Below are 26,177 nucleotides of genomic sequence, written 5' to 3'. Positions count from 1 at the left end.
GGTGGTGATGACCTGATTACTGGAAATATTGGCAATGACCTAATCATTGGTGGCACTGGTAACGACTACATCGACGGTGATGAAGGCAATGACTCAATCTTTGGTGATCATGGATCGGCAATTTACTATCGCGAGAGCGCTCGTGATGGAGATCTCTTCTCGCTCTATCCAGACCAAGGTGGTGCGGATACCATCTTTGGTGGGCGCGGTGTAGATCTGATCTTTGGGGGTTCGGGTGGCGTGGATCAAGCGGCACCTGCGCTCTTGCAAAACCGCTTCATTACAGTCGACGAGTTTGGTTATGTGACACGTGAAGGTGGCTATGGCGTCAGCGGCGACATCATCTACAGCACTCCATCCACGCTCGACGGTGGGCCACATCCTCTGACCGATGAAATCGTCTTTGGTGATAATGGCTACGTCCGCCAGAGCTTGAGCGGTGAAATCGATTATCTCACTACTCGTGAGTGGATCGCAGAAATCGATTCGACCCGCACCTATTTGTCCTACGCTTCGGATTCAAGTGTCGGCTCAGTCGGTCAGGCTTGGTTCCGTGCGGAATTGATGGCCGGCACACCGCTCACTGAGGGCACAGTTTATTGGGAGAATTTCGGTGGCAATGATGTGATTAACTGGGGCGCCGGGAATTCGGGTTTAGAAATCCTCTTCGGTGGCTTCGGTAATGACATCCTCGATGGTGGCGTGGCCAGTGATATTATTCTAGGTGATAATGGCGAGGTGCGCTCGATCGGTGGCCAATACATCGTGGAAGGTATACGCTCCACACATGTAGGTTCTGGTGGTCATGATCTGATTTACGGTGGCTCCGGTAACGACATCCTGATGGGCGGTCCTGGCGATGATTTACTCGTCGGGGATACTGGTAGTGATCATCTTTGGGGTGACGGAGGCAGTGATTTACTCTGGGGCGGTCTAGAAGTTTACAACTGGACTGAATTCCGCGTGCTTGAGGGAGAAACCATTGCGGATAAGTTTGAGTTACCACCAGGTTGGGAAGCTGCTGAAGCCGATTATCCAACAGGCTATACACCACCTTTGATTACCGCTAAGGTCCTGAATGGCCAAGTGGTACCTGGCACAGTCAATGACGGTGATAATATCATGCGTGGTGGCTATGGCGATGACTTCCTGCTCGCTGGCGGAGGCAATTCCGATCTCGATGGTGGCCCAGGGAGTGATTATCTCGATGGTGGCGCTGGCCAAAACATCATGACCGGTGGCGGTGGCGACGATGTCATTCGTGGTGGTGAGAACGATGATGTCATTCGTGGTGATTTCCCATTCCTCGGTTCCTATGATTCGATCTTCCCATGGATGAAGGTTGGCGATGTGGGCACACCTGCAGATCCATTTGAATACTTCATCTCACGTGGTTTCTACACAGGTCGTGACCAAATTTATGGCGCAGGTGGCAGTGACCGACTTTACGGTGATGGCGGTGCCAGTGACGTGATTACCTTCGTCGGTGACAGTGTGTCGCTCACCACAACTGCCAAGCTGCAGAACCCAGACCTTGGATACGGTGCCGCATGGTTCGCCTTTGACGGTGGTAATAATGATATCGAACTACGTGCCAACGAAGCCACTACAGATTTCTATGGCTGGTTGATTCGCTTCGTCGATTTTGATGGTGCTGCTGCCGACTTCGATGGAGTTGAAGTCAACTTCGACTTCGATGCCAAGACCTTTGAAATCACGATTCTGAAGGGCTTTACCAATGCCGCGGATGTTCAGGAAGCGATCACCAATACACCAAGTTCACCGTTCCAAGCCTACGCTTACTATCGTGGACCGAATGCCTTGCCATTCTCAGATCATGGTGATGGACCTTCTTCTTCCTTGGGTGAACGTGTCTATGGTGGCGCTGGCGAAGACTTCCTCTACGCGTGGGCTCCGACCGATGGTGTGGATCAGTGGAATTATTATGGCAGCGAACTCCATGGTGATGCTGGTAATGACTTTATCTATGGCAATATCCGTCGCGATCGTCTCTTCGGCGGTGCCGGGAATGATAGCCTTTATGGAGCCGCATTGATTGGCCCGAACTACGCGCCTAATGAACGTGCCGAAGGTTATGGCCCGATGGAAGTCGGTGGCGGTAACTTGCTGGTGGGCGGTGCTGGTGAAGACTTCCTCTATGGTAGTGGTGGCAATGATACGCTTTGGGGCGGTGCGGATAGTGACTGGCTCGAAGGCGGCGACGGTCTAGACACCATGTATGGTGGCACTGGCATCGATACCTTAGTGCTCGATTCGAAGCCATACTTTGATGTATTCGGTAATACGATCGATGGCTTCTACGGCAATGAGTTCCGTAATGATGTGTTGAACGATAACGCCACCGACATCTTACTGGTCGAAGGCACGGATCTGAATGACTTAATCCTCATTTCCGAAGAAACCGCGCTGATTAGTTCTCAGCCATCCGCGGTGGCTGTTTCTAATTACTCCTTCCAGCAAACCTTCACGCTGACACTGCAACATGCCGACGGCGGCACTGTTTACGAAGATGAGCTGACGGTGACCAGTGATGGCGATCTGCAGTCATTGATCACTGCTTTCAATACTGCGATTCAAAGCAGCCTGGGTTCGGGTGATTTCCAATCCCTGAGCGGACAGATTGAAGTGGTCGCTCGTGGCGCAACGATTGCATTTATCACACGTGGTTTCGGAGCGGGCGCCACATTGACGATCAGTAACTTCACGGGTGAGTCTGCAGGCAGTCATAACCTGAGCGATTTGGGCTTTGCAGAGTTCCAAATCGGTATCGGCCAAATGGTAGTTGATTTCGCACAGTGGTTACCGAAGGACGGCGTCGACATGAGCTTGGTGGATCCAATCTCTATTTTGAATACTTGGAGTGACCCAGTCACACGTCCCATTGATCTTTACAATCATCGCGTCATCCTTAGTAGCTGGAAGGCCACAGATGGCACGCCACTAGTCGAGCAGTTCCGTATCAGCGGCCTGGGGGGTGATGATATTGTCGGCTTCGTGGCAGGACTGAACGCACTCGATGTCTCTGTGCTGGATGAGCGCAGTCGTGATTTTGTCAGCATGATTGATGGCGGACCAAATGATGACATTATCTTTGGTTCCAATGGTCGTGACCAAGTCTTCGGTGGCTTCGGTTCAGAAGTGATTTTTGGTTTTGGTGGCGATGATATTCTATGGGGCGATGGCCCTGCAGATGGCTCACCATCCGATTTCGATATTATCTATGGCGGACAAGGTAATGATGACCTTATCGGTGGTAAGGGGGAGAATCTACTCTACACATGGTCTGACGATCCTAACCGTGGCGGACCAAATGACCCAGCAATTGATGGATTGAATTTCACCGATGGCCAGACCCTCGTCGTCTTGCCCACACCATCTGAGCTGCATCTGCCAGATGGTGATCCGATCAGCGTTCTAGATGCCACTCAACCAGGCAGCACCCTGCGGCTGGTTGGTACTGCAGATTTACCACTCGATGGTCGCTTGGAGTATGATGCTCGCTTTGCCATCTTCCTCGGTTCAAATAGTGATCCGATTGAGGTCATCATACTGGCTGAAGACACTGCTGATAACACGACGATCAATCAGTTGATTGCGAATATTAACGCTGCCATGAGTGCTGCGACGCTCGCTGATGGTCGTGTGGTCAACCTCTCGACTGGTCTTGTCGCTGGCCGTGAAGGTAATCGTCTGACTTTCACCACGACGGGCACACAAATCACCATTAGTGGAGTCACAGGTGGTAATGGTGCAATCATCGGTTTAGCGGATGATGAGGAGTGGAACGGCTTTGGTAGCGTCTCAGACGATTCGGGCGTGGTGCTGCCAAGTAATGGACAACTCACTGATGATTTGACCTTCAACCTTCGTTTTAACGGTGGCGCGGTGTATCAAATTACTGTCGAACAGGCCACGACGGATCAGTTTGTGACTGTTGAGCAGTTAATCATCACACTCAACCAAGCACTGGATGAGGCCGTGGATACGCAGAATCAGCCAGCTCGACTGTCGGCATTTGGGCGCTTCGTGTTGGGCGATACGGGGAACTTGGAATTCCGCACGCAACTCGATCGCCTTCACATCGTAGATCGTGCTGATGTGCTGCGCCTGATTGGAGCCGCTGATGCGCCTGTGACAGGTATCCTGTCCGGTGACGCTCACTTTAGTGTCATCTTAGGCACAGACGGCCAGCCGATCGATGTCTTAGTGCCTTACACGCTGACACGTGCGAATCTGACGATAGACATGTTGATTCTTGATATCAACGAAGCGATCGCAGACGCGACCTTTGGCGATGGCACCAACGCAAACCTTGATCTTGCACTCGAAGCCGTGCGTGAAGGTAACCGCATTGTGCTACAAACCCGTGGCACATTGATCGAACTGAATTCAGGTATCGGTGACGCCACCAGCCTCGAGCTCAACTTTGCGCCAAACATGATTGGCCGCGGTGAATTGTCTGCACTGACAGCCGGCCCCAGCGATGGCCAGTTAGATGAGGACGTCAACTTTACGATCCGCCTCAATGGTGGTCGTGCCTACGCGATCACTCTGGCTGCAGCCGACACGGTGGACAATACCAGCCTTGCAGATCTGGTCGGACAGCTGAATGCGCTGTTGGCCACTGTGCGAGACTCGGATGATAGCTTGGTGCGCCTAGAGCAATACGTCAGCTTCGGCCAAAGTGCGAGTGGTCAAATCACCATCACTTCACAGATCAATTCAATTCAGTTTATCTCACAATTCGGTGTCTATGTTGATCCAGAAACTGGTGAACTACATGATAACGATGGCGGCGGCATCTATGAACTCGAAGATACTGGCCTGAATCGTGTCTTGGGCGGCGATAACGACGACCATCTCTACGGTGGCACTGGACTCGACTTCCTCTACGGTGGCACGGGCGATAACACGCTCTGGCGCGCGGATGGCACAACTTTGGAATCTGCTGACGGAGGTCTTTCTGACGATGCATGGAAGGAATATGCCAAGGAAAGTGACAAGGTCTGGTATTACCGCGGAACCAATGCAGACGATGTCATCTCTGTCGATTACGTGACTGAACCTGGTCTGCTTGGTGGTACGCATTTGATCACTCGCCTGACGAATAATAATGGCAACTATACTTTCGATGCACAGGTGAAGCTGAACTTCAGCGCAACTGATTCATCGGGTGAGGCACTTTATAACGATCTACCACTCGGCACCTTGCCACCTGAGGATGATTACCTCGCGATCATTATCGATGCTCTGGATGGCAATGATACGATTAATATCGGGCCCACAGTCCAAGTTTCGATATGGACAGATGCAGGCGCAGGTGACGACGTTGTGAACACCATGTCTGGTAATGCCATCTTGCCTGATCGCACTGAGCAAGGTGGACGTAATGATACTCCAGAGACTGCGTACTCATTAGGTCGCGCTTGGTTGCTGGCTGAGACGGCGCCGGACGTGCTGAATTACCGTCTGACGGATGCGGCTGATGGCAGCGCGCCTCAGTTTGAGTTGCGTGTGAACGGAGAAGATGCAGTTCGCCTTACAATCAGCGGAACCGCTGATAATGTGAGCGTCGAAGATTTGCTAGATGATTTGAATCGCGCTATCAGTGAGCAAGGGCTCTCCAGTCGTTTGGTTGCAGTGATGCTAGGTGGACGCCTTGCGATTGGACCAACTCCTGGCAGTGATGTGGTCTCACTTGAAATCGCAGCTGTCGCTGGTAGTGAGCAGGCCTTGGCAGAACTTGGTTTCCGTGATGGAGCTTTCATTGGTCTTGCTGCGCTGACGGGTCAAGATACTGCGGCCGTTGTTCAGGGCGATGAAACCTTAAATACCGCACAACCTGTCGGCAGCACCATCGGACTGATTCTCAATGGCGCAAACTATACGCTGACTCTAGGCGATGTGTCGGACAACCTGACTCGTAGTGATCTGATTGATGATTTGAATGCGTCGCTTGCGGCTGTATCAGATGGCACTGCAAGCGGGACTTTGGCAGATGCGCTGACTTTCAGTCTGAACGGAGATTTCGTCCGCCTAGCACCGCTGGCGGGGGCTGATGTGCAAACGCTCACTCTAGTCAGCGGTGCAGGCACGCTCGCATCAGCACTTGGATTTACCAGCACCACTTCGGCGTCCTTTATCGAAGGCCTCGCTCCAGTCGATGGTCGCTTGACTTCGGACGCTAGCTTTGACCTGAGTATTAATGGCGGTTCGATCCGCACCATTACAATCAGCGTAGCCGACACTGAGGATAATAACACTGCGCTGGACCTGATTGCCGATATCCAAGCTGCGCTTGAGGACGCTGATGTGGGGAACCAAGTCCGGGCAACACTCTTCGAAGGGCGCGTCCGTCTAGTCACTGTATTCGGTGGTGCGCGCGCCTCGCTAGTTGTGCAGGTAGAAGACGAAAATAGCGCACGCACTGAGCTTCACTTACAAAATAACCAGATCGCACTATCCAGCCTGCTGATTTCATCCAACATCGAGCTCACTGGTTTGACTATTGATAATGCGGATGACTACGACTGGTATAGCTTTACACTCTCAGAAACTCCTGGGCCCGGCTCGATTCTTAAGTTGATCAGTGCCTCGCCATTAGATGGCCTAGGGCTGGCGCTCTTCCCCGCGGGTGGTGATTCTCCGTTTGACTCAGACCAAACTCCGGAAGGCATCAATCCCGATTCAGCGGAAGAAGATGGCGGTAATAACGCAGTCGACGATGCATTCTACCTGACTCAGATCGATAGCTACTCGCGTGTCTTTGGGCTGACCCTTCACAATGGCAGTGATGTTGACTGGTTCAGCTTTACGCTCGATGAAGACGGCACGACTTCCGATCGTCTCAGCGTACTCGCGATTGATGGTGCCAATGTCACACTGGAGCTCTTTGATAGCGATGGGAATGCGATTTTAGATGCCGACGGAGCGCCGATCACATTTATCGGAGCGACAGATACACAGACATTTGTGACCTTCGCGCTCGAGGGCCTTGCTGCAGGTGATTATACCTTCAAGGTCAGTTCCTCTAATGATACACCGGCTCAATACGATATCATCACTGCGATTGGTGAAACGGGATATGTTCAACGCGACCTTTCCGGGCAGTCAGAAAGCAGCATTAGCCTGGATGGACTCGAAGCAGGTGTCGCTTATCTCTTGCGTGTCAGTTCACCAAACTTAGTGCCTACGATCTATTCGCTCGAGTTTGTCTTAGAAGATGGTGCGGATACGATTGTGACTGATATGGCCACGCGTCCGAATCAGGTCCGTAAGGATGTGATTATTGGTGGTGCGGGAGATGACCGTCTACAAGGTGGTAATGGTGAGGACTGGATCTTTGGTATCGCTGGTAATAATGTCATCACTGGTGGCTATGATCAGGGAGCACCCGACCTTCTTTTCGGTGGCACTGGCAATGATACTTTCCAAATCATTCCAGATGCACTGCCAACTCTGGGTGGTTCCGATCAAACTTATGTGCCGACCTTTAATGATATCATCATCGGCGGTGGCGGCGAAAATCGCATCCTCTTCCTCGGCGGTGATTTGGATGATCTAGGCCGGGAAGTTCCAGACTTTGCCTCGGTGCGCTATAATGGCATCTTACAGCGCTGGGAATTCACCACACGTGTCTGGGATACTGCCAACCAAGAGTTCATGACAGAAACCCTCGCAGGTGCTGTGGTCACTGCAGGCGGTGGTAGTGTGACGGCAGGTCGTTTGGATGCAAATCTCACCTTTGCGGTCATCATTGATGGTGTCGAATATCAGATCGAGGTCGCTGCTTCTGAAACAGATGGTCGTCTCATCGCAGATGAAATTCCTACTTTTGCTGATTTAGTCGGAGACTTGAGCTTTACAATCAACTTCGGCGCCGCGGACTCGGCTGAGGTCAACGTGAGCTTCGCATCAACCCCAGATATCGAAACGGTGGTGAATGTGCTGAATGAAGGTATTCGCTCTACACTCATGAGTGGTCGCGTTCAATTCGTTAACGTTGACGGCATATTAGAACTGCAACCCATCGGTATTTTAACTACCAATACCATCACACTTGAAACATCCGTCGCGGGTGGTCTGTCGGCACTTGGCTTCTCCGCCGACTCGGTTGCCGCAGAGGTCAATAATGGTCCTCGCGACCTTGCTGCCGACATTCAGGATGCATTCCGCAATGCAATCAATGTTGCTACAGGTGCGACGGTCGATATCTATGATCGTGTGACAGTCGGCGTGCAAGAAGCTCGCTTTGTCTTCCTCACCACTGATCTCACCGCAGATTCCACCTTGGCCATCAAGGACGGTGAAATGCTAGGTTTCTCTGCTGGAACACAGGATTCGGACCCCGCCCGTGAAATTTACCTGCAGCATTACTACTTCTTCCAAGCCTTCGGTGTTCAAGATTTTGTGATCGATCTGCAACGTGGTGATGACACATTCCGCGGCGACGCAGGCTACAGTTTCCAAAACCAGAGTGCAGAGTGGGGCGTTAAGCCCGGTTCGATGGAGCAAGGTGGTGGCTCACTTGCGATTCTTCAGATTTTTGGTGGCGACGGAAATGATGCGCTTTATGGCGGTGCCAATGGTGATTCCATCTATGGCGGCGCAGGCAATGACTTCCTCGCGGGTGGTCCCGGAGATGATACGCTCGAAGGTGGCGCCGGAAATGACTTGATTGCAGGCAACAGCACGACGCCGTTTGATGGTTATGAGCTCGTTGATAACGGTTCAGTGACTGGACCGAATAATACTGCTGAATTCGCGGCATTATTGCCAGACCTGATCGCTGGTGTGCCCACCGTCATTGACAATCTCTCGCTGCATGAGGGGGATCGCGCGGATTACTACATCATTAAGACGCCAGAAGCCCTATTGCAGTTCTCCGGTTCGGTTGCTTCCTACCTGATGAAGGATTGGATCGAGGTCGTCTTTGATGATCCTTCGAGCGATGCACGCTTCCAGCTCTTTGGTGAAGAATTTGGAAGTAACCTCGCACTCTTTGCAGCCCGTGATTTAGACCCTAGTAGTGTGATGGAAGTCGTGCCGGTTGAACAGTTCGCAGGCGTGCCAGAATATTACATTCTAAAGATTGTCAATGTGGCCGCCTTTACTGTTGCCGCTGAAGAAGGCGTCGTCGACCTCGGTCGCTTGACTGCCGATGCGACGCTGCAAATTTCGATCGAAGGCGCGACTCCAATCGCTGTGACTGTTTCCAAGTCTGAAACCGATGCGAATATGGGGATTGAATACCTCGCTGCTGATCTAGCCGTAGCGATTAAGGCAGCGGGTCTCGATGATCGCTTCATCGTTGAAATTCTGCAAACTGCGGTCGGTCCACGTCTGGCACTCACGGCGTCCTACGACTTCAACTACACCATCAGTTTCTCAGATGCTGAAAACGGTGAAGAGCTCGGATTCCGTAGCGGTCAGAACAATTTAATCCGTGCACCGGAAATGGGCGTGTATCAGTTGAAGTTTAGCAGTGATCTCGGGGCCACAACGATGGTGGGCGGCGATTATTCCGATGCGGTGCTTCTCATTGTAGGCAATGATGACGATGCGACTCTGGCATCCTTCCGTCCAATTTCGATTGGACTCGGCGATATCACTGGCAACGGCATTGATTCTTATATCGCGGGTGTCAGTGACGACCTCGGCAATGGCAATTCAATCTTATTGTTGATGCCAGGCGTAGAAAGCCTCGACGATCTTTCCAATGCCGCCGACAGTGGCCGCAGCTTCCTTCGTTTGCCAGCTCCGCTGCTAGCTCCAGATGCTGAGGGGCGTCAGTCTACAATCCTACAGTCGGGTGATTTCAATGGTGACGGTATCATGGATATCGCAGTCTTGGTGAGCGGTCCGGATTCCGCAGTCTATATTATCGCTGGCGGTGACAATGTCTTTACCGAAGTGACGGATCTGGCGGCTGCGGCTGATGTGATCATCGCAGGCACTGATTCAGATCCTTTCGTCGGGGCCGACGTGATGCTGAATCCGAATTCCAGCGTTAATTCTGGCGACGGTATCGTCATCTGGTCAGGCTCGCAGGTATTTGGATTTACTGGTAGTGATTTGTATTCAGAAGGTTTCGAGAATCCTGCAAAACTGATCGACTTCGAAAACCTTTCAGGGACTGATTTTGCTTCGGTAGACTTAGACATCACTTTCTCTAATCCTAACCTGACAGGCGTCAGCACAGACAATAATCTCTGGAACTTCGTGGATGTGAGTAACCGCCCAGGTCGCGGAGATGGTACAGTTCTTTACTTCGGTGCAGTGGCTACAGATGGCACTGGATGGAATTATAATACTGGCGAGCACGTCGGAGGAGATGTCGTTCTAGATCATTTACTCGTTGGCAGTGAAGGCGCAGTCTTCAGCTTCGACTCTTTCCTTGTCTCCGAAGGACTCCCCAGTGATTTCGATCAGGCATCGGTTTGGATCATGCGCGTTGATGCCAATGGTGATGAGATTGGCACATGGACGCAGGTTGCCACAAATGATTCGAGCGCGAACTTAGTGACATTGACTGATCCAACCACCACGGGTGTGCAGCGTGTTGCAATTGAAATCGCTGGCAGCACAGGCGCCGAAGCCGGTGTTAAGCTTCGTTTCCGTTTCGATTCCATTGATGAACAAGAAAACGGCTTTGAAGGCTGGATGGTCGATAATCTTCGCTTTGAAAGTGTGCTCACTGCCGCGAATGCTACATTCACCCTACAAGCGCCTAATCATGCAGCTGGAGAAGTGATTGCCGCCGCTGCGGGCGTAGGTATCGTGCGTAATACAGATACAAATGGCACTTTGATCGTGACGACAGATGTGCGGACTTACGCGATCGGATTAGCTGGCAGTAGCACCACATTGACTGCCGCCGATCAGTTAGATGTCATCACCGGCGATCGAATTGTCGCACTCGGCGATGTCACAGGAAATGGTTATGCGGATTTCGGTATCAATGGTTCGAATACCAGCTATCTAGTTGGAAATACAGGCTTGCTTGAGGAGTTTGGCCTGAACCTTGGAGGCGGTCGTTTCATCGCTCTGGGCGATGTGAATGGCGATGGAGTGAATGAATTTGCGCGCGTCTTGAGCATCCATAGCGATACACTCATCAATGGTGCCGTCTGGTTGCGTGATGAAGCTACTGGAGATTTGATACTGGATGATGAGGGCAACCCACAAGTCATCTCAGATGCCATTTATCATGATGTGGTGGATGTGTATGTCTCAGAAGATGGCTCGATGGATCTTTCACATCCAACACTACAGTTTGAATTAGATAACCCAGGCTATCGGAGTGATTCCAGCGTTGCGACCACATCGCAATTCTTACTATCTGCCAACCATACCAGTGATCCTGACAGTATCTTCTTCATTATGGCGGAATCGCTTGGAGACCGTCTACACTTCTTCGATGCGACTTCATTCGCGATACCTACAGAGGGCGATGATACTGATTATCTGCGTGAGTTGCCACGTGCCTTCGAATTCCCACTCGCATTCCCTAATTATGAAAATAACGATTCGACAGCTTATACAGGCATCGACATCGGAGATACCGTAACAGGCGTGGACCTTAGCGATGCGATTGCTTTCGAAGGTGATTTGGCGGACATGAACCTGTCACGTGCCCAGCAGTTGGGAGACTTTGATGGCGATGGTTTCGTGGATACCTTAGTCTCGGGCCCTGAATACGCCTTCCTCTTCAACGGCCCCGTTAGTGCGGTTGGATTACAGCAAGCAAGTATCTATGCGGACCATCAGTTCGATCTCGCTTCACTGGGTAGTCCGGTTGATTTGATGGGAGACCTGAACGCTGATGGGCTGACAGATCTTATCTTCCAACTCTTTGACGAAGATAGTAATGAGACGATTATTACAGTCATCTTTGGTGGTCAGGTGCAGCCACGGCTCATCACTGCAGATTCCTTGAACGCAGAATACTCACGTCGCATCATTCTGACTGAGGATGAGTTACGTGCTCGTGATGGTAGCGGAGAGCTACTGGATGTTCAGGTCATGGCGGCGCGTTGGAGTGGTCATTACAGTGCTCAATCTGGTTACTATTACGATGACCTGGTGGTTGTGACTCCACTGCCCAATGTATTGAATAGCTACGGTTATATCTTTGCAGGTGATGTCATTGAGGATGCCGGAGCGGACTTCCCAGTTACAGGGGCCGACGCACTGGTCAATTTGGACTTGTTTTCTGTATCAGTGGAATCGGGTCCGATCGACCGTGCGTTCCCCGTTCGCACCGCCTATGTGAGAACTGAGCTACAGCAACAAATACCTGTTTCTTTTGGAAATGACTCCGGGACGGCTCGGGATGCGACCATTACGCAAACCTCGACTACGGTTGATGTTGGTGGCTTCAATGCACTACCGACTGGTATCAGTCTGACTAGCCAGACGGGGCTCTGGCAAGTCGTGGATACACCATGGGATGACGGCTCGGCCTTGTATTTCGGTCAGACCAGCACATGGGATTTTGCTACAGGCGCGACTGTGAGTGGTGAAGCGATCCTCGGCACCTTTGATCTCGGTGAGGCCAGCCCAGTTCCTTCTACATTGACCTTCAAGTCACACTTGGGCACTGAAACGGGCGGTTGGTTTGACCGTGCTAGCGTGCAGGTGCGTCAGGTCGGTTCCACGAATTGGGTGACTGTCGCATCGAATGGTAGCGAAGGTGTGGCGATTGCAGATTCTCAAGCAGGTTCAACCAGCTCGGTCAGCGTAGACTTGGATGGCTTTAGTGGTGAAATCGAAGTTCGCTTCCACTTTGATTCTCGTGACAGCCTTTATAATGCGTTTGCAGGCTGGGCCATTTGGGATTTCGAAGTGGATGTTAACACTTATACAGTGAACTCTGAGTCCACTGATATCGTGATCGCCACGGGGGCTCCGATCCTTTCGACTGAAACTCTTCTGAGTGCTCAGATTGTCTTTAATGAAATTATTACAGGGAACCTCTCGGGACTTAAGGTTGAACTGCTTTCTCCAGAAGGAACCTCAGTCCTGCTCTTTGAAGGTATTGGTGGTAATCGACAGTCTCTAGAGAACATGACTTTGGATCTGTTCTCAGGCACCAGTCTTTCCACTTCAGAATATGCGAGCCTGGATCATCAACGCTTCAATGCAATGGGTGACCTTGAGACTCTTAAGGGAGATCTGGCGAGTGGTAATTGGAAATTGCGTGTCACTGATTCCACATACGATGGAGTGGATACTACTATCGACGCGACACTGGTGCTGCGCACTGAGACGCCGATTACTTCGACGATTCGCGTGCCCGATGTGGATGCGGGTGTGACGGTTTCTGATGTCGTCCTGAATGTGCAATTACAGCACTTTGATGGCACGGACCTCAAGCTCGAGCTGACTAGTGCAGATGGCACGACTATTGAATTACCAGAACTGAGTGATTGGTCGAACCAGACACTGGATGATGAGGGTAATGGCACCGTTAGCATCCCGTTGAGTGCAGTGATGGATGCGTTCCGTGGAGAGGATCCAGGTGGTCTGTGGACACTGACAATTACAGACGAGGTCGGAGAATATTCTATGACACTACTCAGCTGGTCACTGGACATTGCAGTGACTCCAAATGAGTTCGACATTGTTGTTACAGATCTTCCCGCAGGTGCTGTCGACGTCAGCGTGACCGTCAACCTAAAACCAGATGAAGACAATCCACGTCCATTGAGCCTCGTCGGTGTTGGCTTGGCGCTACGTGGTCCCGATGGAACCATTGTAAATCTCTTTAGCCCAGGTGATTTGACCGGTGAGTATCTTGGCTCAGAACTACTTTCGACGACCTTTAGTAGCACAGCCTTACTCAATTACTCTGCGGGCACCTCTCCCTATAGTGGCAGCTTCCGTCCCAGTGGTAATCTTGGAGTCTTTGGTGCCGCAGGTGCGGCTAAGGATCCAAATGGCACTTGGACCTTGATTATCACTGATTCCAAAGGCGACATTTCAGGGCTGGTTGATTCGTGGTCACTTGACTTTGCTTTTGCACCGGCTTCGGGCGAGTCGTTACGTGCCTCTGTTGTGGGCGATGTGAATGCTGACGGACTCGATGATCTTGGCTTTGTAGTGGATTCATTTGAAGGTGAAGCGGGCAATGCGGCTGCGATTGGCAGAGCTTTCATTCTGGCAGGGCGTGATTTGCCTAATAATAGCGGCAGTGGTGCGGTGATCACTCCAGGTGTCGAGATTCCTGATGATAGCGTTATTTTCGATACCGTAACCTCAGGTGGCTCTGTTGATACGCGCGCGTCTGCGGCTCTCGAAATCAGCGGGGCGAATAACAATCTTCTAGTTCGTGCGCTTCTCAGCTCCGCCGACCAGAATGATTATCGAATCGTTGTTAAGTATGACAGCACTCAAATCGAAGGGGTTGAGGTCGATTCAGAATCTACAGCAGATACATTGTTCATCACGTTACGTGATGCACAGGTCACCGCGACTGCGGTGATTGAACGACTGGCGACTTCAGTCAATGCGACGACTTTCCGCACACTCTTCACCGTGAGCTTGTTCGCGGAAGACCAAGCGCGCCTGTTTACTGATTCGATCTGGCAAACCTACGGCACTGGTATTGGTAGCGAAATCTTCGCTCTCGGTGATATTGATAATGATGGTGCTGACGACTTCGCACTGACTCGTGATCGTGAAGATGCAGGTAATGCTTCGGGCGGTATCTTGATCTTTAAGGGCTCGGCCGACTGGCGTCAGGCGATGGAAGATCCATTTAGTGCGAACGATGGTGCGGATATTCGCATCAACCAAGCTGCGTTGGGTGAGTTTGGCTCCACTTCGATCTTCAGCGATCTTTACGTCACTGCGGGTGACTTGAATGGAGATGGTAATTTCGATCTCATTATTGGTCGCTCTGAGTTCGTTCGCGCTGCGGGCCAAACTGACGATATGAGCCAGGTTTTGACTAGCAGCACTCGTGGCGCGATCTACATCTTCTTCTCGATCTCCAATTACGATTCACCTGCACCGCTTGAGTTGCGCGACGCCAACATCATTATTGAAGGCACGGGTGAAACCGATCGCTTCGGTGTGCTTCCACGCACGGCTGCGATGGATATTAACGACGACGGCATCCATGATCTCTTCATTGGTGCGCCGACTGCGAATAGCTCGCTGGGGGGGGTGCGTGTCAATGCAGGTATCCTTTATCTGATCAATGGAGCCCGCACGATTGAGCAGATGCCAGAAACAGGCTTCGATATTCTCACCAACCGCAGCTTCGCGGGAGCTGGTAGCTTCCTCGTAGATGTCGGTATTGGACGTCCTTCTGCATTCTACGATGTTGATCTGACTGGTGACGGATTCCCTGATAGCAGCCGCTACACCATACTACCGGGTGAGTCGGCTAAGTGGTATCGCTTCACCACTTTGGGTGACGGCAGCTTGGGAGATATGATACGCTTGAGCCCAGTCGCTGGTACGGAGACGGAGACTGTCGTGTCTGGCTTCTCTGGAATCATTCAAACTGATGGCTCAGATAGAACTGTGAACCTCAGCGGTCTCGGTCTGACCTTTACAGACGAGACGGACATTGGAGTGCTTGAGTTTGACCTGACTCCATATCTGGGTGCGCTCGACGACCCTGAGATGTTGAAGCGTGTGACTTTGCGCTTAGCGGGTCTTAGTGGGGCCGATGTCAGCTTGCCTGACAATATCGTTATCGTTGAAGGCGTGAGTGCGACCACACTTTACTTCACTGTCGCTGATGGAAATGGTGGCTTCGAGCTGTGGCTAAGTGATGGCACTCCGTTTGGCACAGAGTTGATTGATACGCTCACGGGCACACCGCTGGAGATTATGGCAGTGGGCTCACGTATCTTTATCACTCAGTTCGATATGGTCACGGCTCGTTACCAGCTATGGGAAATGAATGAGCAACGCTCAGGCTTGCGTCTCATCAAGGATGGAATGACAGACTCCATTGCATCAATGGCCTCGGATGGAACTTCGGTCTATTTTGTCAATCAAGGCAGCGTTTATGTGGTGGCTACAGGTGCCTCTGCTGCCGAATCGATTAGTGCTCTGAGTAATGTGAGCGAAGTCTTGTTCTCAGGGAATACGCTCTATGCAATCGGTAGCAGCGATCTATGGAGTATCGTAGACGGCAACACAGGCAGCACTTGGTCAATTTCCAATGTATCAGTAGTCTCATTACAACGTTCTGGTCCAATCTCGGATGCTAGCCAGCTGACAGTCAGCGGAGATTATGCCTTCTTCATCGCATTTGATGGAGGCCTGAGTAAAGTGTGGTCGGTTCGTTTGGCACCTTCCGCTTCGGCGAGTGCGTCTGCGACACCACTGGTTAATAGTGCGTCATCGACGCTTTACCTGCAATCCATTCAAGAAGCTGTCGAAGTGGACGGAACTATTTACCTCATCGGCCTCGCGTCCAATGGCACCACAGGTCTCTGGAAATTAGCTGCAAATGGCAGTTCATTCTCGGCAGTCACTTTGACTGGTAAGACGAGCCCCAGCATGTTGACTGTGACGCCAGAGAGCAGCAATGCACGCTTGGCATTGGTCGTAGTCAATTCAAGTAATGATCAGCAAATCGCACTGATCGATCCATCTGACTCAGATTCGGTGACTTATATCAGCGTTGGAAGTGGTACTCAGAATATTCGTGCCTTGACCCCATTGATGGACGTCTTCGGTAAGACTGGCCTGAGCTTCGCTTTTGCTGCGGATCAATCCGGCGGTAGCGAAGCTTGGAAGGCAGTTTACACCAGTGGTTCTTGGAGCAGCACTCGCATCGCTAACATCGCGACTGGCGCGGCAAATTCCGATCCAACTAGCTTTACCGCCTTTAATGGTCGTGTCTATTTTGCAGCCACCAGCACAGATACCGGACGTGAGCTCTGGTCAACTAACATTGCAGGCACGAGTGCGTCACTTGTTTCTGATTTCCGCGCGGGCCCTGGTAGTAGCGATCCGAGTGATCTGATCGTATCAGATGGTAAACTGTATTTGGTCGCACATACAGGAAATGGTCGCGAAATCGTTGTGATTGATCCAGCCACGAGTATCGAAATTGCAGTGCCTGGTTCGGAGGACGTTCTCGTTTTCACTCCTCCAAGCTTGGATGGTAATCCCACTGTCATCATCGATTATTCCACGACTGGTTCTATTACGCATGATATCGTCGGTGACATTCTCTACCTTAAAGTCGTTGGCGGCAGTAGCACTGCACAGGACTTGGTGGATTATTTCGATGAGCCGATTGCATTGGCATCGGATTGGACTGTGGATCTTAAATCGAGCACGAGCGGCAACGGCATATTGATTGCAGCTATGGCGACATTTGCCGGAGGTCAGTTGCGTGTGCCTGCTTCTCAGAGTCTGACTTTTGCGGGTGTGACCGGCTCGATTACTTTGTTCGATAGTAGTGAAGGCCTTGCTTTCACTGAAGTGGGTGTGCTGAACTTAAATGGCATGGAGCTAGTGATCAACACCGTGAGTGTTGCTGCCTCTGCTACGTGGACAGATGCCAGTTCGACACTTACCATTAATTATCAACCAGGCGTTTCGACTCTAGGCGATATCGCGACGGCGATTTCTAATGCGACAGGGAATCCGATCTCTGCAGTCGTCGTGGGCAATGCGTCGGAGGTCGTCAATGTGGTTGCCTTTAGTGATGGCACCAATGAGGTGAAGTCGACAGTCACTTGGACATTGGGAAGTGCTAGCATCGTGTTAACCTCCGCATTGACTGGCACCGCAGGTAATGCACTTCAAGTGAGCTTAGTTGGAGCCTTTGAGGATTCCGAAGGTAACCTGCTGAATTCGACCACTCCAGTTCGCATCGTAAAGACGGGCACGAGTTATGTGGCCTACGCCTTACCTGGCACGGCGACACATGCAGACTTGGCGACGGCTCTGGGGGACTATACGGGCGATTTCAGTTCAGTTACGGTCAGTGGCACGAGTGCGACGCTTGATCTTCCGCTGGTGACCTTGGCGAATGGTAGCGTCGTCGTGACACATCAAGGCACACTTACATTAAGCCGCACGGGCGCCAGTGGTTATTCGTATGATTTCGACATCGATTCCGCGACTCACGAAATCACGAGTGCGAGCATCGCTTATGATTTGGATTCAGCGGATGCGATTCATGCCAGTGCCAGCCTCTCCGGAGGTGTCTTGGCTGTGCGTGTTAATTCAGATGATTCCACCACGGTCACTCAAGTGCTCGCAGCATTGCAAGCAGCGCTGGCAGGCGCGACAGTCACAACGAGCGCTACAGGTACTGATATTGTTAACAGCGGCGGTAATGCCGGTGGCTCATACGCGGTCGATCAAGCTCTGGTACCTGCTGTTGCTGCAACAGCTGATTTGAATCTCGCCACTGTGGGCGGTCCCGCGGGCACGCTGACTTTCACTGCGGATGCGACTGGAACTAGCTCAAATGGTATTCGAGTCCTATTGGTCGGAGACGGTGAGACACCTGCAGCGGACTGGGATGCCACTGAGAGAGTTCTGACCGTGAATTTCATCCCAGGTACGACGACATTGGCCGCTATTTTGACGCTCATCAACGATTCGTCCGCTGGACTCACTGCTACGTTCTCTGCAGCCGATACGGTGGCGATGACCAATGCGAGTGCTCAACTTGCCAATGGTGTGAACCCGGTGGCCGCTACAGTGGACGTGCCGTTGACAGGTGCTTCGGGACGCACGCTGACACTTACTTCTACAAATCCTGCTACGCATGCTAGCTTCACTGGTAAGAAGGTTACGATTCAACTTGGTGATGCGTTCGGCATTTCGACGACGGTAGCATTTGATTACATCATTACTTTAGTTGAAGGCACGACTACGTTGAGCGATCTCACTACTGCTCTGGCTACACACGACTTAGTTGCAACGGTGAGTGCAGACAGTGAAGAGGCCCTCTATGTGGCTCGCGGCGCGATCGACTTAGGCACCGCGCCAGTGATGTCCACTGCGACTTTACGTGCTCCCGGGGATGAGAATGATTTCACCATCAGCCTGGATCCGATATATGACGGCTATGCTGTGCGTTTCGCTGATAGCAGTGCTCTAGGCACGTTGAGCGTCTCCATTAGTAGCGTCGATAGTTTGATCACGATCTTCATGCCTTACGGTTCGACTACGGCTGCGCAAATTGTGAACTTCTTGAACGGTCACCTCACACTGTCTGGTGGAGGCGCGAATGCGGCTACAGCCACATACGAAGTCTATGGTAACTCGTTAGAAGTCCGTTATACATCAAGCGACTCCGATACGACTGTAGCTGCGAGTGAGAATGCCGCTGCCAATGGCATCCAAATTCGCCTAGTGGACACAGCTGTTGATAGCACTGTGACTGTTGATTGGGATGCGAGCAGCCGCGTGATGACTGTGGGCTATCGCCTCGGTCTCTCGACTTTGGCAGATATCGTCGCGGCAATCAATGCGGATACCAGTGTCGCCGGTTTGACGGCAGCTGTTGTGCGCGGTAGCTCAACGGCCATTTTAGCTCCATTGGCTGGGGCTCTGGTTGCTGAGGTAGGTGCGAGCGTTGTCCACGACGGTAGTGGCGTGATCCACCCACAACCAGGAAGCCTGGGCGAATTACCCGTCATTACTAACGAGTCTACCTCGATCATCGCACCACACAGTCTCTTCGAAATGGACGGCAATCTTTACTTCATTGCCGGTAGCACGGATGTCCGCCTGTGGCAGGTGACTGCAGATGGATACGCCGCGAATCCGTTGAGCGTTCAACTGCCAAGTAATTCCAGAGTTCAGATCGGTGGTGATCGTTTCTACTTCCTGGATCGCACTAACAGTAATCTGCTTAGCTTCTACGATGGCAGCTCCATCACTGCCTTAGTCAGTGCTCAGAATCCACTCTCTTATGGTGTGCTATCCGATGGGAACATTGCCGCATTAACTGTTAGCAATACGGTCGAGCGCTTTGGTAGCACCACCTTGGCTGCCAGCCGCTTCCAAGCATGGGGCACGATCACTCAGGCAGTGGTTCATGGAGATAAGTTAATGTTGGTAGAGTCGCATAACGGCATTGAGCGCTTGTATGAAATGGACGCAGGCAATGCGACTTTACGAGTCTCTTTGGCGGCCAATGAGACCTTTGCGACGCTATATTCAGCAGACTTCTCTGACGGCGCTGTTTTTTACTATGTAGTCAATGATAGCCAAGATCGTCCGAAATTGTATCAATTGGATGAGAGTCCTGTCTTAGTCGAACTGACTACAGATGGCACGACGGCGATTGATACCGACACCGTCGATGCGATGTTCCACTCATTTACGATGGTCAATGAGCAATTGGTCTTCGTCTACTCTGCGACAGGTGAAAATCGTATCGCTGTAATCCAATCCACAGATCCAGCTGCTGCGCTGCAAGTGCGGAATATGGGCAGTGGTACTCTGAGCTTGGTCACCAGCGTGGCGACTGCTACGAATCAAATTTTCTTCCGCTTTGGTAATGCACGTGGTTCCGCACTTTGGTCCAGTGATCTCACACTTGCGGGCACCACACGAGTTGATCTTCTCAATAGTAGCCCAAGCCTTGCGATCAGTGATCCATCCAATCTGGTCATGCTGGGAGATCGCCTTATTTTCACCGCTGCCAATGATACAGGAGCCAACGTGCTTTGGACAGTGGTCGATACGGCGCAAGGTTTCCGGGGGCTACAGCTCGTCGATAGTGTCGATAGTGTGGTGCCGCCAATGATTGTATATATCGTGAATGATTCCGGCGATGGGCTGGTGGATGCAGCTGATGCGGATCGTTTAACGAATGCGATCGAAGTGCTGCGCACATCTGAAAATTCCAATGAAACAACTGTCGATGTCACTGAGTTGATCCGCCAGCTGCTACTGGATGGTCATACACGGGTGACCTTCCTGCTCAAGCATGACGGCCCGGTCTCCAATGCATCTGGTGTGACGATCGCGCATGCGACGGCTGAGGGCGGCACCCAGCTTGAAGTCGTGACTGGTTCGGCCGAGGCTGTCACAGGTTCACTCTATACAGAAGAAGGACGCTTGCTGCAGTCGGATCAAGCAGTCATCGATCTGAGCCAATTGGATGCTGGCACATACTTCCTGCGTGTGGATGGTCCAACTGATGGTATCTCACTGGTTGAGAGTGGTGCCGCAGTCGTCGTCGATGACGGCACTTCAATCGCAACTGCGAAAGACTACACTTACTTCTTCCGTACCGCAACGAATGGCACTGATCTGGTGCTATGGCGCACGAACGGGATCAATGGCCTCACGGCAGCCGTGCGTTATGCAAATGGTAATCTTGTGAGTGCAGAGAGCCTTCGCTTGGTCGGTGGCGTCGAGGATACACTTTACTTTACCATCAATAACGGTGAGGACACAGAACTGTGGAGCGTCACTGGTCAGTTTGCTGAAAAAGTGGGTGATCTGGATGGCGCAGTGGACGACTTTGTTGGTCTCGCGGGCACCTTGATCTTCCGTGTCGGCGATGCGCTCTTCACGGATGCTGCGGTGGCCAATGCCTTCTACACCAACTCAGGCGCTGAGTTTGGCGACCTGACCGTCGCGGGAGATCGTGTGGTCTTCCTGCTGGATGGCAGCTGGATGGCTACGGATGCGACCGCTTCGGGCACCCATGCGCTGGATGCAGTCAGCGTCGGTGGGCATGAGAGCGGTGATATCATCGCGGTCGAGGATCACTTATTCTACTTAGTGAATACGGGAGGAAGCCTGACACTCTGGCGTGCGACTACGGGTGAAGGTCAAGCCTATGGAGCCGAGCCGCTCAAGGTCGATGCATTAGCTGCGCTCGATGCGATCAGCTACAAACTTCTAGGCGCTTTTGAGGGCCGCGTGCTCTTCACCGTGGAAACTGCATCAGGCAATCAACTTTGGGTCAGTAATGGTCTTGGAGATCCGCTGCTGGGTGGGCAGCAAGCCGGCACGGTCGTGTTGGATGCTGATTTGGGGGGCGAAACCGCTTTTGTTGCGATTGAAGGCGGACGCTTGTATTTCACGGTGACTGATGAAGACACCGGGATCGCCAGCCTTCACTCCACTCGTGGACTTGTGGATAGTAATCGCGTCGATGTGGATGTGCTGCCCGGCGAGGTAGATGAACATGTGCTTTGGAATGGGGAGACTTACTTCATCGCAGGACAGATCAAGGGGGCCTTTGATACACGCATGCTCTGGAAGATGACTGATGCGGGCGTGGAATTGGTTGCCTTCTTGCCACGTGCTGCGGGTAACTTAATTGCTGCTGGAGATCAGCTGGCCTTCACAGGCTTTATTGTAAATGAGGATGCCTCTGCTGGATTTGCACTCTTTGTCAGTGATGGTACCACCGAGGGCACTCGTATGGTGGTGGACCTTTCACCGGTCGTTCCAGGCACTATTTCTGACATGGCCTACACCGCCAACGGTATTGTCTTTATCGTCCGTAACGACGCTGCGCTGGTCGAAGGCTTCGTCGATTACAGTCTCTGGATCTCAAATGGCTACCGTGATGGCACGTATCCGCTGGTCAGTAGTAACGGTGGCACCTTACCATTCGGTACTTCGACAAATAGTCCTTCGCTACTTGGTGTGGTGGGTTCTATTGCGTTCTATGAGTTTGATGGTCAAATTATCAGCACAGATGGTTCGGTCGAAGGCACCCGCACACTGGCAACAGATATCAATGCAGTTGCCACGCTCGTGGGAGATGGCGAATTCATCATCCTATCTGAAAGCAACAGCGGCACGGGGACACTTTACATTACTGATGGCAACTTAGTTGGTCTTCCATTCAAGATCGAGGTCAAGGCACCGAAGCAAGGTTTGACTCATGGCCTTTCCGACCGTGATACCATCATTGGTGGTGAAGGTGATGATACATTGATTGGTAACGGAGACCATGACCGTATCTTCGGTGGCGGCGGCACAAATTTCTTCGTCGCCGAACGTAAGGAGATCCGTGACTTACAGTCCTACGAGAATTATGTCTTACCCTCGACTTCTGAGTTCAGCGTGCAACAGCCACGTCAACCAGACACTGAAGTCTATATTCCTGATCTCGCACTGCGCGCTGCCATCGCCAGGGCGCTTGGTATCGCAGTGACTGAAGGCTTTGACGGTAATCCAGTGATCCATGGTAAGATCATGGCCAGCCAGATGGCGACGTTGATAGAGTTACAAGCTCCGAATGCTGGGATCCAAAGTGTGGTCGGTCTGCACTTCGCTCGTAACCTGACAGTATTGAACCTCAATGGTAATCGTATTAGTGATCTGTCGATTCTCGTTCCGGCAACAGATCCAGTCTCAGGTGCTACCACCGGCCTGTCTAATCTGCGCGTCTTCAGCTTGGATTATAACGGAATGGGCATCCTCACCTTTAATGGGGATGACGGCGATGGCGTTGGCGAATACGTTGACTTTGATGCTGATATCAACGAAATCGAGTCCACCGTTACTTTCTGGTTCCGCACGGATAACCTCGGCCAAGCGATGGGACTGTTCTCGATGGACTCAGGTGTCCGTGGTGCTGCAGGTCTGGATCGTTCCATCTATATTGATGAGCTCGGTAATATCGGTGTCTTCATCTACGACGGCGCTGATAATGGCTACGAAGTGATCCGCAGTGAGAATACGAATTTTGCCGACGACGCATGGCACCATGTCGCCTACGTCTTCAGTGCCGATAGTGCAGGTGTGGCGCAGACGCTATATGTGGACGGTGTGGCTGTCGCGCAGGGCACGGCGACTTCTTCCAGCCTATCGATTCAGAACGGTTTCAACCTAGGCTTTGCGCATGCAATCGCGGCTTCTGCGGGAACGGGCACCGAATTCAACATTGCGGGTGGCATTGGCGACACTCCTGGTTCAGTTGCATACTTCCAAGGTGATATGGACGAACTTCGCATCTGGGATGCCGCCTTTAGCGATGTTCAGGTGAATTCCGACATGGTGCAGCCGTATCCTGCTGAACGCTTTGACCTCGTCGGTTACTGGAGCTTTGATGGCCCAAGCACGGCATACGCCCTGGATCATTCACTCTATGGCCGTAATGGCCTATTAGGCGGTGGTAATGTCGATCGTGCACCCGCTTTCAATCGCATGCAGCCTACAGAGGTCGATCGCTCGGCGCCGGATCAGGACATCCTAGAACTTCCAGCTGAAGCAACTTTCTTCACTACCTATATCCGTGACCTTCAGCGCTTAAATGTTCCAGGGCCGCTGGAGAAACTGAGCCTGGCATACACTCGTATTGAGTTGTTGGATGCATTGAGCGCATTACCAGACTTAGACTACATCAATCTGACAGGCGTCTTGAATGGCGAAGATTGGACTCTCGGTAATCTGGTGGATCACACAGATCCTGATTCTGTCGGCCAGTTGATTGAAGGCAAGGAAGGCACTCGCTTCGCGGTTGAAAATAGTCATTCGTTCATCTTCAGCTCAGGCACATGGGCTTGGCAGCGTTTGACCATCGGAGGCGGTGTGGATGCGGACGAGTCATTCACTGTGGAGCTGATCGTTGAGGATGATGTTCATACCTTGAAAGTGTCTGCCTTTGGTAAAAATCAGGGCTTTGTCATCACTGACCTTTATGACGAACTGACTGGTGATTATGATCTTCAGCTGGTCTTCGAAGGTGGTTACGGCGATGACGCATTCATCATTAAGAGCGACATGCCTATCGATGTCTACGTGATCGGTGGTGCGGGGAATGATTACCTAATGGGAGGCAGTAAGAAGTCCTACCTCTTTGGTGGCAGCGGCAATGATCAGCTTGAAGTCGTTGGCGGTTCCACGGTGCTTAGCGGTGGCTTAGGCGATGATACCTATATCCTGGGTAATGACTGGGGCAGCGCACTGGTGAATGAAAATACCAGCGCTGGTATCGACACCATCGATTTCAGTGGAGTCTCTGATGATTTGGAAATCAACGTGCGCGGCATCTCGCAGACTGTTGGCGGACTCAACACGATTTCTCACTTAGCAAATACTATCGAAGGCTTCATTGGTGGCCAGGGCGACGACATCATGAACTTCCATCGTGATAACGGTGGCGTGCTTGAACTCGGTAATGCTTCCATGGTCTGGGATAATGTTTCCATCACCCACAGTGGTGTCGAGGGCATCGACGTTCGCTTCGTCAACAGCCAGGACGGCCTGCGCACTGGTGTCGTTCGTGTGCTCGCCGAACAGGACTACACTGGACTTGAGCTGCGCCTCGAAGCACGCTCCATCGACATTCGCGCATCCATCAAGGCGGGCGGCTTATCGCTTCGTTCAGATTCCATTATTGGTATCACCCAAGACTTCTCCGCTGAATCAGGTCTTGGTCGTATCATCCTGCTTGAGGCGGATCGCATGCGCATCGAAGCTGCAGGTGGCGTGGGCGATGTGGCTCAAGCAATCTACATCCGCGCCGGTGTAATCGAAGCTGTCACTGCAGGCGCTGCTGGCATCTACTTGGCGCAGCTCAGTGACGCGACTATCGGCGATGTTGAGTTCGCTGTGATCGGTGAGGAGAACATTGGCTCGGATACAGAAGGCCTGAGCACGGGTGCCGGGGGGAATATCCACTTCTTCAACCTTGCGGGCACGCTGACGGTTGATGCCAGTATTGAAGCCTCAGGCGGACGGATTGTGCTCGCTACAGAAGATATTGATATTAATGCGACGCTTAGCAGCCGCCGTGTGGTGGGGGATCAGCTCTATCGGGGCTCACTCATCCTTCAGCCATTGGCAATCGCGACACGTATCGATCTGGCGACTGTGGATACCGGGGCGGCACGCACCTTCCATCTCTCAGCGGAAGAAATCGATTACTTCATGAGTGGCTTTAACGAGTCTGAACCTTCTTCTTATCTAGTGAACGGCGAATTGGTCACTGTGGATAGCAATAATGGCATCACGATTGGTCGTGCTGATGGACGTCACGTCTTCACGTTAGATGCTTTCGTATACACCGAATCCTTTACCTTCCGATCTCCTGTGCCATTTGGTCGTTTTGATGTTATCGGTCAATTGGAACTTCTCACTTCACCGATCGATGGTGATCAGCCTGCCTTAACCTTCCTAGGCTGGGAATTCGCCCTCTAACCACTAATTTTACATAAGAGAAATTCATTAGCGAAATCTTT

Annotated in this window: 1 protein-coding gene (cut by a window edge); it reads left to right on the top strand. The window is 51.9% G+C overall.

Annotation, left to right across the window (positions count from 1 at the left end; translation table 11 throughout):
- A protein-coding gene (locus QEH59_RS12045) for a LamG-like jellyroll fold domain-containing protein (protein ID WP_308985626.1) crosses the window boundary here: on the top strand, positions 1–26,136 show its 3' portion. 18,300 nt of this gene lie to the left of the window's left edge; 26,136 of the gene's 44,436 nt are visible here — the last part of the coding sequence; its start codon lies beyond the left edge, outside the window; the stop codon is at positions 26,134–26,136.
- The last annotated feature ends 41 nt before the right edge of the window (positions 26,137–26,177 follow it).

It is taken from the genome of Thalassobacterium sedimentorum (genome assembly GCF_031127905.1).
Classification (GTDB): Bacteria; Verrucomicrobiota; Verrucomicrobiia; order Opitutales; family Coraliomargaritaceae; genus Thalassobacterium; species Thalassobacterium sedimentorum.
This window is presented reverse-complemented; position numbering and strand designations above follow the sequence as displayed.